At 33.1% G+C, this 13,880-nt stretch carries 11 protein-coding genes and 8 pseudogenes; 2 read left to right on the top strand and 17 right to left on the bottom strand.

All coding sequences use genetic code 11. The annotated features are described in order from the left end of the window. Positions 1–83: 83 nt before the first annotated feature. The 3 genes from OTBS_RS10065 to OTBS_RS00395 form a co-directional block, all read right to left on the bottom strand. Positions 84–293 carry a group II intron maturase-specific domain-containing protein gene (locus tag OTBS_RS10065; RefSeq protein WP_050897484.1) on the bottom strand — a complete coding sequence of 70 codons (210 nt, stop codon included), beginning with the start codon at positions 291–293 and terminating at the stop codon, positions 84–86. 20 nt (positions 294–313) lie between these two features. Continuing rightward, the gene (locus OTBS_RS10060; protein ID WP_157866283.1) at positions 314–691 is read right to left on the bottom strand and encodes a reverse transcriptase/maturase family protein; all 378 of its coding nucleotides are present in this window, start codon (positions 689–691) and stop codon (positions 314–316) included. Positions 692–770: 79 nt separating this feature from the next. After that, complete coding sequence (locus OTBS_RS00395) at positions 771–1,739, bottom strand: IS110 family transposase (RefSeq protein ID WP_080571778.1); 969 nt, start codon at positions 1,737–1,739, stop codon at positions 771–773. A 211-nt stretch (positions 1,740–1,950) separates the two neighbouring features. On the opposite strand from OTBS_RS00395, the pseudogene OTBS_RS18105 reads away from it, so the two are divergent. Further along, positions 1,951–2,061, top strand: a pseudogene (locus OTBS_RS18105) (conjugal transfer protein TraI); the annotation flags it as partial. Next, positions 2,046–3,113 carry an Rpn family recombination-promoting nuclease/putative transposase gene (locus OTBS_RS00385; RefSeq protein ID WP_011944258.1) on the top strand — a complete coding sequence of 356 codons (1,068 nt, stop codon included), beginning with the start codon at positions 2,046–2,048 and terminating at the stop codon, positions 3,111–3,113. The pseudogene OTBS_RS18105 and the gene OTBS_RS00385, both read left to right, overlap by 16 nt. Position 3,114: 1 nt before the next feature. Here OTBS_RS00385 and OTBS_RS00380 read toward each other — a convergent pair. The 14 genes and pseudogenes from OTBS_RS00380 to OTBS_RS00305 form a co-directional block, all read right to left on the bottom strand. Beyond that, a pseudogene (locus tag OTBS_RS00380) lies at positions 3,115–3,904 on the bottom strand (type IV secretion system DNA-binding domain-containing protein). Then, a protein-coding gene (locus tag OTBS_RS10880; protein ID WP_157866281.1) for an IS5-like element ISOt6 family transposase occupies positions 3,891–4,714 on the bottom strand; the annotation gives its coding sequence in 2 pieces (ribosomal slippage) (positions 3,891–4,327 and positions 4,327–4,714; 825 coding nt in all). The pseudogene OTBS_RS00380 and the gene OTBS_RS10880 overlap by 14 nt, the downstream one beginning before the upstream one ends. Positions 4,715–4,778: 64 nt before the next feature. Next, a pseudogene (locus tag OTBS_RS15625) lies at positions 4,779–5,296 on the bottom strand (conjugal transfer protein TraG N-terminal domain-containing protein); the annotation flags it as partial. Beyond that, positions 5,296–6,596: pseudogene (locus OTBS_RS00360) on the bottom strand (conjugal transfer protein TraH). The pseudogenes OTBS_RS00360 and OTBS_RS15625, both read right to left, overlap by 1 nt. Further along, positions 6,593–7,290: pseudogene (locus OTBS_RS00355) on the bottom strand (conjugal transfer protein TraF). The pseudogenes OTBS_RS00360 and OTBS_RS00355 overlap by 4 nt, the downstream one beginning before the upstream one ends. Positions 7,291–7,337: 47 nt before the next feature. Continuing rightward, positions 7,338–7,433 (bottom strand): annotated as a pseudogene (locus OTBS_RS13590) (IS5/IS1182 family transposase); the annotation flags it as partial. 232 nt (positions 7,434–7,665) lie between these two features. Then, a complete protein-coding gene (locus OTBS_RS00350; protein ID WP_011944257.1) occupies positions 7,666–8,937 on the bottom strand; it encodes an ankyrin repeat domain-containing protein in 1,272 nt (423 codons plus the stop codon). Between the two features lie 145 nt (positions 8,938–9,082). Continuing rightward, positions 9,083–10,792, bottom strand: a pseudogene (gene traN, locus OTBS_RS10875) (conjugal transfer protein TraN). After that, positions 10,789–11,172 carry a type-F conjugative transfer system pilin assembly protein TrbC gene (gene trbC, locus OTBS_RS00330; RefSeq protein WP_011944256.1) on the bottom strand — a complete coding sequence of 128 codons (384 nt, stop codon included), beginning with the start codon at positions 11,170–11,172 and terminating at the stop codon, positions 10,789–10,791. The pseudogene traN and the gene trbC overlap by 4 nt, the downstream one beginning before the upstream one ends. Before the next feature lie 18 nt (positions 11,173–11,190). Continuing rightward, positions 11,191–12,014: pseudogene (locus tag OTBS_RS00325) on the bottom strand (TraU family protein); the annotation flags it as partial. A gap of 52 nt (positions 12,015–12,066) precedes the next feature. Then, positions 12,067–12,357: a hypothetical protein gene (locus tag OTBS_RS00320; RefSeq protein ID WP_011944249.1), complete on the bottom strand. Its 291-nt coding sequence runs from the start codon at positions 12,355–12,357 to the stop codon at positions 12,067–12,069. Further along, on the bottom strand, positions 12,357–12,821 hold the full coding sequence (locus OTBS_RS00315) for a TrbI/VirB10 family protein (RefSeq protein WP_011944248.1): 465 nt from the start codon (positions 12,819–12,821) through the stop codon (positions 12,357–12,359). Before OTBS_RS00315 ends, OTBS_RS00320 begins: the two co-directional genes overlap by 1 nt. Positions 12,822–12,932: 111 nt before the next feature. Then, on the bottom strand, positions 12,933–13,334 hold the full coding sequence (locus OTBS_RS00310; RefSeq protein WP_011944247.1) for a hypothetical protein: 402 nt from the start codon (positions 13,332–13,334) through the stop codon (positions 12,933–12,935). Then, positions 13,331–13,855: a type IV conjugative transfer system protein TraE gene (locus tag OTBS_RS00305; protein ID WP_232489023.1), complete on the bottom strand. Its 525-nt coding sequence runs from the start codon at positions 13,853–13,855 to the stop codon at positions 13,331–13,333. Before OTBS_RS00305 ends, OTBS_RS00310 begins: the two co-directional genes overlap by 4 nt. Positions 13,856–13,880: the final 25 nt, after the last annotated feature.

The raw sequence follows: 13,880 nt of genomic DNA, 5'->3' as shown, positions 1-13,880 counted from the left end.
ATTAAAAACTTGAATAGGAGCTCTTCTATAACAAAACTTTATAATAGTTTTTATTCAAAGAGCGATTACATTCTTAAAATATCCTAGCATTTGCAGGCCTTTTGCATTATGCCTTTCATACTTTTACTTATCCTAATCTCTTTATTAGCAATTGCTTTAAACGCTCCTTCTAATCTATTATATGTCTGTGATATGTTGTCCCAACCTTTAATAATTGGATTATGCATCATAATAAGTGCTGCTTGAGTAGACATTTTGTTATCTTTTACAATTTTTCTTATGACAGTTTGCAAACTCGCTTTAGATGGCTTAATTAAAAGCTTACCAGTTCTAGAAGGAACTGTTTAACTATCGGTAATACAAGACTTTCTAATTGTTCTTTTGATCGTCCAGTAATAACAAAATCATCAGCATACCTTATATAATTGACTTTGAGAGTTGGTTTTCTTGAGGCTATCTTCATCTGAAACTTTTCCAACAATAATCTTCCTAGTAAATCTAATGCCATATTCGCAAGTAAGGGTGAAATTATTCTACCTTGTGGAGTACCTGATTTGATTGAATAAGTCTTACCAGTTTCCAAGTATTTGGTTTTAAGGAATTTCTGCAGAATAGTTTTATTCATAGGAATATTGTTCAGCAACCATTCATGGTTTATGTTATTAAAGCAACCTTTTATGTCTGCTTCCAATATCCATTCAGATACCGTGATAAGAATCAAGAAAAGAAATAATAATTTTATAAAAAATTACATCTTTTTTATAAAATTATTATTTCTGATAGATTGAAACATTAGGATTAAAAGGAGAATTATGCTTTAAAACACCATAAATAATATGTAATAACTTACGCATAGCAGCAATAAGGATAAGCATTTTGGGTTTACCACTATCAGATAAACGTTGAGAAAATTGCTTGATAATACAATTATGTCTTAAAGCAGACATAGCAGGCATATAAAAAGCCTTACGTAGATCTGAATTACCAGTTCTAGAGATTCTACTGACACCACGCACAGAACTACCAGATTGACGATGCTTAGGATTAAGACCTACAAAAGCTACAACTTGTTTAGCAGAACTAAATTTCTCAATATCTGCAAAAAAAGCAAGAACTATAGCTTGTGTTTTTGCTCCTATACCTGGTATTGACTCAAGCAACATAGCTTTATCGTGAAAATCTTTGTTATTTTTAATATGGGCATTGATTAGTTGTTCAATTTCTTTAACTTGCGTTTCAAGAAATTCAATGTGCATTTGAATATTATTAGCAATTGCTTTAGAAGCTCCTTCTAATCTATTTGTTTCTTGTGTTTTATGATTAATTAAAACATTCAAGCGATTAACTAGCTGCTGTAGTTCTTGAATATAAGGCGGCTGTGGATACCATGCTTCCGGTTTCATTGCTTTGCAAAAATCTGCGATTAATACACTGTCTGCTTTATCTGTTTTTGTACGACTAAGTTTACTTATTGCAAAACCTTTAATACGTGCAGGATTTACTACGCTCACTTTATAGCCATAATCGTACAGATATTTCGCTAAGCTTTTCCAGTAGATACCTGTTGCTTCCATACAAACATGTCCAGTTCCTCTGCTTTTTAACCATGTTACTAATTTGTTAAATCCTTCAGAATTATTATTAAATTTTCTTGTTTGAACTTTATTATTAATTAACACAGCTGCATCAAACGTCTGTTTAGAAACGTCAATTCCTATAATTATACTATTCATAATCACCAAATTTTATGTTAAATATCTCAAAACCAACCTTGTAAATACAGGCTTTTTAGCCTAAGAATACCGTTCGGTTTTTTTAGTTATTCAAAAAAGCTAGTTACTTATCTTGAGTACAGACTACCAGCCTAAGGACACATACTGTATACTAGCTTTCTTTTGTGCTATTGCTATAATCTTTTATTTTATTGCAATTTCACTTATTTTCATCATACAAGGATTATATGCTGTTAGAAATATTATCAGCCCTGAAATAAGAAAACTTACTGAAAAAAATGAATCAATACAAACTAATATACAACCAAGATTATGTCTGAAAATTTAAAACATGATGGGCTATTTAAAGATTTAATGAATGAACCAAAAGCAGCTCTGGATTTTATAAATGACTTTTTACCAAATGAAGTTAAAAACGTACTAGATTTAAATACTATAAAAGTTGAGCAAGAATCATTTGTCGAAGCAAATCTACGCCGTAGTATGTGTGACGTACTATTTTCAGTTAAAACAAAAAATAATAATGATGCATTTATATATGTGCTTATCGAGGCAGAATTAAGATCTGATTATTGGATTGCGTTCAAATTATGGCAATACACATTATCAATATTAAAAAGGCATAAAAAAGGACTTAAAAAGCGTAAAAAAGAACGTGGAAAATTACCAATTGTTGTACCAATTGTAGTATATCATGGAGCTGACCGATTTAATGCTCCGAGAAGCTTATGGGAACTGTTTGATGATCCTAAATTAGCTAAAGAGTTGATGGGCTCTGAATACTTATTAATCGATTGGCAAGCAATGCCAGATAGTGAAATAAAAAGAAAAGCAACTGCTGCACTAGTTCATTTTATGAAGTATATTCATAATCAACCTGATATAATAGAGCTATGGGCGAAATTCTTTAATACACTACAAGAAATAGTACAAAAAGATAAAGAAGAGGGCTTTCTTTACATAAGATCGTTATTGTATTATACTATAAGTAAGGTTAGTCAAAATGAACAACCTAGGTTAAAACAATTACTGGACGAAAATTTATCAATTGAGGATAGAGATAGGATTATGGGAACAATTGCTGCACAATATATTGATGAAGGCAAAGCTAAAGGCAGAGCTGAAGGCAGAGCTGAAGGCAGAGCTGAAGGCAGAGCTGAAGGCAGAGCTGAAGGCAGAGCTGAAGGCAGAGCTGAAGGCAGAGCTGAAGGCAGAGCTGAAGGTATAGAGATTGGTGAGACTAAAGGCAGAGCTGAAGCTGCACAAGGGCTTGCAAGGAACTTATTAAAAGCTGGCTTTTCAGTTGAATTTATTGCTGAAAATACTGGGTTATCAAACGAAGAAGTGGTTAATTTAAAAGTTAGCATGGATAATTCTTGAATTAATAATTCACTAACTTAAGTTTTTTGAGCAATGTATATCCCCAAACATATGCTATATTTAAGTTTTGTAGCTTCATAGTTAGTTTTGTGATGGGAAAGTTACCAACAAGCTTTACATAACATGTAAGGTCTGGTAGATTCATAATTTCAGATGGCATAACTAAAAGCTTTTTACGCTCAACATTATTCATATTTACTCCATCTCGCATAGTATTTGATCCATATGACAAGTTTTCTTGAGTTTCAATTATCTCTTGCTCACCTAGTGTTAATGCTGATTTATAAGCTGTAACCTGATCGCTAACTCGAAAAATAAATTTACTATTAAACAAATCAAGCATAGAAGCACATTCAGCAGAACCATATATTGCTTCTAATTGATGAATGTTCTGCAACCCAGCAACAAAGCAGCCTCCATACTTTCTACTTTCAGCTAAAGCAACTGGTAAAGATGAAACTTTTTGTAGAGCTGGCAGTTCATCAAGTATAAACCATATGTTTTTGTTATCATGATTAGGATTTCTACACATCAAAGCTTTGATAGCTATACTTATCCATGCTGAAATAAGTGGCTGTAAAGTAGCTCTTTGACTTGGAGTAGCTGTGATAAATAGCCATCCCAGTTTCAGCAGAATTACTAAACCATTCCTTGATGCTAAAATTACCTCCAGGCTTTAAATATTGTAGCGAAGTAATATTCTTTCCAAGAGTAGATTGAATTCCCGCAGAAGTTTCAGGCGCGCTTTCGCTTATAATAGACCTCTTTCGAAACTGGTTAAGGTAGTTCAAAATTATAAATGCCAGAGATCAAATTAAATCTAAGACCAAATCTTTTACGTCTATTTCGATATTTGTCAGCAATAATTTTGAACCGTTTTAGCATACCAATAACGTTTTCATTGACAACTCTTTCTCCTGCTAACCTACGATTATTCTTTTTATCATTTTTAGTTAAAGGATTTTTCTTGCTTTTTTTCTTTGGTAATGCAGAATTATTGTGAATTTTTTGTATACCTTGATATCCTGTATCAGTAATCGCTTTAATCTTAGGATGGATAAGAATTTTGGATTCCTTAAATAATCTAAAGTCATGTTTTTTACCGTTAGAAAAATCTGTACATATTACTTGGTGTGTTTTCTTGTCTACCACTATTTGAGTCTTTAGTGTATGCCTTTTCTTCTTTCCTGAATAATAGAATTTTTGTTTTTTTTGGGTCTTTCTATTGGACTCTCAGTAGCATCAATCAAGACTACTTCATAATTCATATCGCTATTCATTAGAGCTTTACGACCTGGAAGAGCAAAGTTTGGGTGTTTAACTAAGGTGTCTTCTACCCATTTTACAGCCTTATATGCTGAACTTTCACTAATCCCATAGTTCTGACCTATATGAAAATAAGTACGGTATTCTCTAAGGTATTCTAAGGCCATCAATAACTGTTCCTCCAAATTGAGCTTATTTTTACGCCCTCCTTTTGATTTCTTAACACCATCAGCTTTCCTCAAAATATCCACCATCTTTGAGAATGTTCCCTTCCTTACTACTGTTAATCGACGAAATTTTTCATCCTTTAACTCTTTAATCTGATCTAATTTCATTATTACTTCAAATCAGATTTTTATAACACCATTTTACATCATTGTATAGTTTCGAAAGAAGTCTAATGCCTGATACAGCGGTGTTTCTAAAAGCTTTTACAAATTGTCTATTATCAGAGTAAATGATTGTATGAATTAGTTTTATGATATCTTTGTCATCCTGATATAGCTTCAACGCTTCAGACAAGACTAATTCAGCATTTTTAGCAAAAAAGTCATCAATTTTAGATACAAAGTAACTCGTTTGCGATGAAAGAGAAGCAAACATTGCAATACTTATGGGAATATTATCAACCTTTACTGGCGCACTCATTGATACTTCATCCTTCAGCCAAACAGTAGATTTGGGGGCAAATAACAGCGTAAAAATAAATATCGATGGAAAAAACCATTCCCATAGCAAAGATGCCGATATTTCCTCTAAAAATAGCCCTAGTAGCAGCCCATATGCCACCAATAGTCAAGGCTAAGTGACCCACTGGAGTGAAGTATTCGCTATTTGAAGCAAAGACCTCTGCCTATGCCATTAAACACATGCCATAACAGATCTCCACCACCAAATGTGTATATTACGTAATCCATTAACTTTTCTCCTTCGCTATTAAATGCTGCTCTATTAATCTAGCCCTTTTATCTATTCGACTTGCATCGGTTTGTAGGCTAGTCCATTTTTCATTTGCAAAAAGTTGTACTCGATTCAATTCCTTCAAATATCTTTCTAAATGTTCATTCGAAACTTGCTTAGCACCTAGTGAAGTAACGGCTCTACGTATTTCGGTGATTACTTCCTTCAAATGCTGAACTAATGTATAGCTAGCTATTAATTCTGATGAGATCTCTAAAATTGTGACTCCAGAAATAGCTTCTAATGTGATATAATCATAAATTGGAAATATATCTCCAATCGAAGATAAAAAGGCTATTTCAGAGTTGCTATATTCAGAATTCTTATCAAACTTATTTTTTAGATCAGTCAATTTTTGCTTAGCTTTACCTGCATAAGACTGCTCTGGTGATATTGTGATATTTCGTTGTAGGCTTGGATGCAGGCAACTAACACTATCACAGCTGTAAATTGAAGCTGATTCTCCACCTTTTAAATGACTAATCCAACTTTTTTCATCCTGAGCTAAGGAGTCAAAAAAGTACACATTATTGTTTGTAACCACGATAGTGCCAGTCATAGACATGATTGAATCACGCATATTTGATGGTATTCCAACCTTTGCTGCTGCTTTAGTGAAGATGTTATAATCATCCAGCATAACTCTGAATCCTTATTTTGTGCTTGTCGCAGAGCTTGTTTTTGATCTAAATAATTACGACATTTTTTACCAGCAGCAAAATAATCAAACCCGCTTTGTGACTGTATATCACGGCAAACAGCTTCTCTCATAGCTGAGTTTCTTGGTAAAGCTGTAGCAAATAATGCTTTTGTTAATTTGCAATCTCCCTTAGCAAATTGATTCATCTCCATTGCTAGATTACGTAAGTCTTTGAGAGCATTCTCAATTTGAGGAGCAAAGGTTTTTAATCCTAATGAAAAAGCATAGACTTTAGCTTGAGAACCAATGTTTTTCATCAATTGAACTAATTCTTCTCCAGAAATAACAGAGAAGCTACCAAGATAGGCATCAATACCGCTACAGCTCATGTTTAAAGATGGTGGAGTTATAGCAAATGGCTGAAATGATGTTTGGCTTGTTCTGGCAGATAATCCGCCAGCCGCATAATATCCAGCCGCTTGATCTTGATATGATCCAGATCTTGTGACATTAATACTCATTCCTTGAAATACGTTTTCGATATTCCAAGCTAGTGATACTGGAGCTTGTAGCAATAATAGCATTGTAATGGCATAAACTCTGATTTTGGTGCTCATGTAGTCTCCAATTTATGATAATATCTATCGATTGCTAGAATATTGTCGATAATTTTATCTTCAGAGATTATGCCTCTAGCTACTGCATATATTTTCTTACCATTAGCAGCAATTAAATATAATACCGGTACAATGTGTTCAGGGTTTAATTTATTCAGTAACTCATTATTCTTACTGACAGCTAGCAACTGAAATTCATATTTATTAGCAAATCTCTGAACAATAGGAAGAAAGGCTTTACAGAGCAAGCAATCTTGTTTAACTTGCAGAATCAATCCCAAGTTTTTAGCAATATTTTTGAGCTTGAAATCATTTTTCTGCTCTGATTTTTCTTGATACAGCTTTCTATGTAAGCTGTTAGCTGGCTCATTAGCATTAATCAACCGATAATCAAGTAGAGTAGCTAGTTGCCACATAGTAGCAAACTTATGAGCCTTCTCCATGATTTGCTTCTGCAATCTTTGAGCTGTAATCACATTTTCGAGCGTTGGATTATCAAGCGCTATACGCGCTGAGCTCGATTAAATTGCTCCTTTAATTCCTCGATTCTCTGGTCATGAGCCACACTCATCAACTTAGAATTAGCAGCAGAGTCATCAAGCTCATGACCATGTTTATCATTGTACCATAAAAACCCTGTAGCCAAAGAGTTAGTATCAGCTAATTCTATCGACAAGTAATTAAGTAGCCCCATAATTAGCATTATTGCTAATGGATTCATTAGACCTCTTTCGAAACTGGTTAACGTAGTTCAAAATTATAAATGCCAGAGATCAAATTAAACCTAAGACCAAATCTTTTATGTCTATTTCGATATTTATCAGCAATAATTTTGAACTACGTTAACCAGTTTCGAAAGAGGTCTATTATTGCATTATTTTTATATCTATCTAAAATGAAGTTTAGTAAAAGAAGAGAAGCATGATACAATCAAAGATTGAAATGCTTCAACTATAAACCATAATTAGTTATTATCTTACTTGCGATAATACTAGTTACTACAAATCTAAGAACATAATAAATCAAAACAAAACAACTAAAAATAGATGTCGTTAAATCTTAAATCATTTCATGAATTAGTACAGCCTCCCATAACTTCTTTGTTAAGATGTTGGAATTCTACTAAAGTATCATCATCACAGTAGTGTAATATCTTATTAGTCATTTCGGTAGGTAAGTTATGCCAATATTCAAACAAAACATCAATACTGTTATCGTTTTTTTCTAATATCTCTAATATCTCTACCTTCTTCTCTTTATCAGTTTTTTCTAATACCTCTGATATTATTTTTTCTAATACCTCTGATATTTCTGATATCTTTTTCTTCTCCTCAGCTGTTTTTAGTAGCAATTTATTTGTATTATATACTACTTCTTCCCTCCATGAGAGCCTTTTTTCTTGCAATAGCTTTGAGATTTTATGTTGGTCATGTTCAGTAGCTAAATCTAATTCAATAGCTAAAGCTAAATCTAAAACGGTATAACCATCTTTATTTTTTGAACTAAAATCAATATCACCATGGTCATACATCGTGTTTATCCACTCCTCTGAATAACCTAAAGCATCTAACCTTTCATCCTTACTGAAGCCCCTTTCTTCATACCTTATATATTCTTCATTAGGTTTTCTATTTAAGAATGCATAGTACCTTAAAACAGCTAAATGTAAAACAGTTTGACCATCATTATCTTGTAAATTTATTATATTATAATCTTTATCTAAAAAAAGCTTCACTGTATCCTTATAACCATATTGGGCAGCAAAATGTGCAGGAATTTTACCACTATTATCTCCTAAAAGAGCATCAGCATTTTTAGCTAATAAATACTCTACTATATCTCTTTGACCATATTCAGCAGCATCATGTAAGACAGTCCTACCATTATTTTTCTGTGCATGAATATTACCTCCTCCTCTACTTACTACAAGCTCTATTCTATCTGTATTATAGTAGTCATATGTAACAACACAATGTAAAGGTGTTATACAGTTTTCATATGATGGTACATTGGGATCAGCACCATTATTTAACAAAAGCATGACCATATTTGCATTATATTTACTGAGAGCATAATGCAAAGGAGTAAACCCCACCTTATCTTTGACATTTGGATTAGCTCCACTATTCAATAGAATTGTTGCTATATCTATGCGTTTATACAAGACTGCCGTATGTAACGCAGAAGCATTTACAACAAGAACCAAGCCACCCTCATCATATACTGCATCATGTATTGAATCGATCAAAGACATATCTTGTGCTAGAATACTCTCCACATTACCTATATTATCATATCTAACAGCATGATATAATTCATGTAATAAATTACCGTTATTCATTAGTTTTTCACCCTATTTTAATATATAATAAAACATACACATAAAATGTATATATTTATTATATATTAAAATATGAGTACAAAGCAATATATAATATAATGATTACTAATTATATAGTAATCACAATTACTACAACTCTTCAAGTTCAATAAGTACCTGAATAATGCTGGTTTTGTTGCATACGATGAACTTTATCTTTGATTCCTGCAATAATGTCTTTGTTCATGCTGTTTTGAGCCTTAGTGAGTATATCTCCAAATAGTTCATCCATATTGATTTTAGTGAAATCAACTTTTTGTAACTCTTCAACAGTAAGGCCTCTACACTTTGGACATTCAGGTGTACCGAAGTCTATTTTTAGCTGCTTTCTTGCTTCTTCCTGAAAAATTCTTGCAAGTTTTGACTGAAAGCAGCAATAAGTAGACTTTCTAGCTAGGCAAATACCCAATATCGGAATTCTTGAAGAACAATAGGTTCCAATGTAATAGCAGTAACCTTTTTTTCTATATAGAGCTAATTCTTGTTCCTTAGATTTGCATTGCGATAAGCCTATATCACGCCCCCAGCCAGTCATTGAAGAGCAGCAATTCAAAAAACTAAATACATCTTTTTTGCATTTTCGATGTTTACCTGAAAATACAGAAACGGGATTTGTTTTAATGTCCTTGCTCATCTGATTTAGCATTGCTAGATGAGCTACTTTAGCTATATCTCTATTTGGTATAATAGTTGGAGTGTTGCAATTACCTCCTAAACAAAAAATTGAGTTATTACGCAATGATGAGTGTAGCATTGTTTGCTTCTCAGTTGAACAGCTATAATCGTGCTGCCATAGTAAACAAATATTTGCTACTGATTTTTGGCAAGTGCTGTTTTTAATTCACAATTTTGAATTTTAAGGTGTTTGCAACCATCTTTTGGATCGCTAGTACAAGAAAAAACAATCTTTTGTTTCCAATATGAACGATTGACTCTAAACTTGTCAAAAAATACTCTATCACCACTCTCATAGTTGAGTCTATTCACCTCATAGCATTCATTACTTTCTATTAATTGTTCAAGTTCAGGCTTTACAACTTGCCAATATTCTGCTACTTCCCTTAGTTCTTGAGTCTTATCTCTGTAGTCATAGCGAAGTATACATATTTTACCTCTTTTGATATAATATAAACTTTGTTCCAATATGCTCTATAGATACGCCAAGCCTATCAGCAACAGCACTCCTCATTCGTCTTGCAGCCATTTGGCTATCACCTGCTAACTTGTATATTTTTTCATTATTTTTATCTACGTCATGGAAATCTGCACGACCATTAAGCCAATTACTATGATTCTCTACTATTTCTTCTGTTGCAAATTCCATTTGCCGGTTTTGCCAAGAAAGCCATACATTCTCTAATCTGCACTCAACATTTAATTCTCGAATAAGTTCAATGTTAAAATTACTACCTTCATTACAACTTTGAATAATTTCAGTATTAGTTTTACTTGTCTGAGTTACGAAGTTACTGCTATCAAGGGCACTTAAAGGATCAGATTCAATTCTCATTGAATTAGCTATCATATAATTTTGATCGTTGATATTATGTTGAGTTAAGGCATTGTTTTTACTGTTTTCAGCTTGAAATAACATTGCCCCACTTTCTGTACCAAGCTGATTACGGCCATGGTAGGTTAAATCCTCATCATTGTTAGGATAATTGACATTACTACCTTGATGAAATAATTCTTGTGTATTTGAAGAATTTCCAAGATTTACATTATAGTTGCTAGCTTCATTATAACTGCTTTGCATTGAAGCTAAACAACAGCTAATATTGAGCACTATCAAAGTTAATATAGATAATAATCTCATTGAGTATTCTCATTCATAATTTCTAATGCTATTGCTAAAGGAATATGGCCAGTTAATTTCTTGGTTAATCCTCTTTTTTCATCATCTATTACTATCACAGGAACAACATCAATTTTATATTGTTCAAACAAGCTAGGATCTATATCGAAGCTAATACCAAGCTCCATAGTTTTATTCTTTGTTTGTGTAAATGAGTTATTAATTAACCCACGCATAACCAATTGAGCTCCAAACTTTTGAGAGTCATTAAAATAGCTCTTTAAAGCCTCATCACTCATTGAAAATGAGACAAAAATAAAAGTTTTTTGCTGGTTCAAAAAAAAAGCATTAGCATTATTAACAAATAATAAAACTATCAACATCATTACTCTTATAACCATATTCCTCTCTAACCCTTATCAAAGCAAACAGTAATCTCTTTTTCGCCAAATCAAGTAACCAAAATCTTCACCATTAACTGGAAATTCTTTGCCAGCTTGCCATGTAGCTTCTGTTTGACCTATGCTCTTGCAGGATCTGGTTTCTGGAATCGGATAAGTCATTTGTAGTCGATACTGACTTTTCTTCATAATAGGCATGGGATACTTGCCACATAAGCCTTTATAACCATAATATCCCCATAACATCAGTTGCTTATGCATTCTAGCCATAAACTTACTTACCATTAATACAGATGTTCCAACTCCACCATTATGCGCCGCAGCTGTTCCAGTAAAAGGGTAAAGCATTCCTTGACATTCAGCACACCAAAAAGCATAATCACTTGTTAATAAACCAGCGCTGCAACTCATGCAATCAGCTATACATGCTTGATAAGCAGCTACATTTTGAAACAACAGCGTTTCTGGATTTAAAATCGCAGATTTAGCGTCATCACTCCATAATGGATCAAACTCTGTTAAATATGCTATATCGACTGCAGCCATTTCCAGACAAATAAAATCAAGCAAAATTTCCAGCCAATAAATCACAGGATAGACATACCAATGAATGTGATAAAAAGCACTTCCTTCAGCCTCATCTTTCATGCCTTTTTGAGTAGCACTTCCAAATGACAAACCTCCAAGACTTACCATACACATTGGCGACTTTGTAACATCTACAAGGCGTACTGGCTCCCAAAATCCTACCGGAATATACCAGGTACAGGTATTGGAATCCCTGGCTTAGGACAAAGACATATAAGTCTACCAGAAGCATTAGTATCAGGCATTGAAGTGTTTGTAAAGTACAGAGATATAGTAATTTAACCTATATTATCACATAAATCATTTTTAAGTTGCAATATCACTCATTTTTGGTTTTTTAGGTGAAGTGTTAACAACAGCTACACCTTGAACTGCTTTAGATCGCTTACAGTATAGAACACAACGCCTTTTTGATTTAATTTTTGATGTTTCAACTTTCTCAACATTATCAGGGTCAAAAACTCCTTGAGCAGCCATTTTCTTTATTTCATATAAAGACTTACATTTTTGCCCTTTAGGAATTTTACAATCAAAATTACTTTCGAAAAAGAAGCTTGTTAGGCTCATACAGCCCAATAGCAATAATAAAAACTTCATTATAAATGCTCCTCTAACTTTTGTGATTGGTCGAATTTATTATGCAAATTAACTTTTTCATTGTTAGTTGATTGTGAATAAGTTAAATTATGTGGCTTCTTCTTGTGCTCACGTAAGTCAAAACCTTTTTTAAATACAACATCGATGACTCTACCTGACGCAATAAGAACGACTGGGCTCATAGAATCAGCTTGTTTTATAGCAAAATCAGCTAGCTTATCAAAAGCATTACTAGCTCCAGAGTAAGCTCCAGACTGAAGCGCATCTCCAATCTGAAACTCTTGTTGTTGATGACCTCCAGCTACTAGGTTTAAAGTTGGTAGCATATCAGGTTTAATAGCCTTAGCTTGTAGAAACTTAGCAATATTGCTAAATACTCCATTTAATGCAGCCATGCTTGCTATGTTAGACGATTTATCTACCACGATTCCTTTAATTCCAGAACGTCCATCTTCACCTATCAACCAGCCTTCCGCCTTGTTTTCAATAATATCTCCATAATGAAATTTTACTTTGAAGCAGTTTTAATATGCTTGATGCTGAGCTTAACAAGCTTTAAAGTAAAAACTAGCATTTTAAGCTAATTTTATTTTTCCTTTTGAATTATCCTTTTCAGCTTCTTCTGTAGCAGCATTAATAAGCGTTACATGGCTTGGAGTTTTTGGAGTAAAAGTTAACATTAAATCTTGAATTGTTTTGTGTTCTCCTATTACTGTTAAATAAAGCTTCTTTTCTTCTTCTCGTGGAGCAATAAACAAACATCCAGACTCATGAACTACAACTTCGGCTGCATTTTGAGGATACATAAAAATATCATTGATTTTTTCATCTTTAAGATTAATTCTTGTTGGCCCACTATCAGAAATCTCAAGCTTCAGCAAATTATCAACTTCTAACTCATATTCTACCGCATATACATCACTAAACTTGACTAAAGCAATAAACCCTATCATAAACCTCAAAATTCTAATACTCATTTTTTTATTCCATTCTCTTTAACGCCAGTTAACAACAAAAGGTAATTAGGACTTCGCTTGTAAGTCAAAAGGTAAGTCTTATCGACAGCTATATGTTTACTATCGCTAAACCAATAACGAAGCGTTCCACTAATTAATACTCCATCCTTTATCACTTCAACCTTCTTCGGAAAAAAGACTGAAGACACATTTGAGCCTTTAACAAATTGCAAGTGATCATGAAAAAATTTATTTAAAGATTCAGTATTACTAGATGCAACTTTCATGTCTGCTATTTGTCTTTCTACCTCATTTGGAGAAGTAGTAAATAAGAGTTTCGTTACATAAATTGCCCATTCCTTTAAATAGGTTTCATGGTAATTTTTTGATGAAACCATCATTTTACGATCAGGCTCCATTGCTGGAATTAATAACCACTTTTCTTCTTTGGTAATTGCAGCCATTATCGCAATTATATTAGCTGCAGCTAGCAATATAGTTACTGAAAGTAAGCATTTATTATATTTAACCAGCTCTTGTATAGCATTTTACTTAAAGAGATGATTC

This window comes from Orientia tsutsugamushi str. Boryong (assembly GCF_000063545.1).
Taxonomy (GTDB): domain Bacteria; phylum Pseudomonadota; class Alphaproteobacteria; order Rickettsiales; family Rickettsiaceae; genus Orientia; species Orientia tsutsugamushi_C.
Note: the sequence above shows the minus strand (reverse complement) of the source record. Positions and strands in the feature narration are given on the sequence as shown.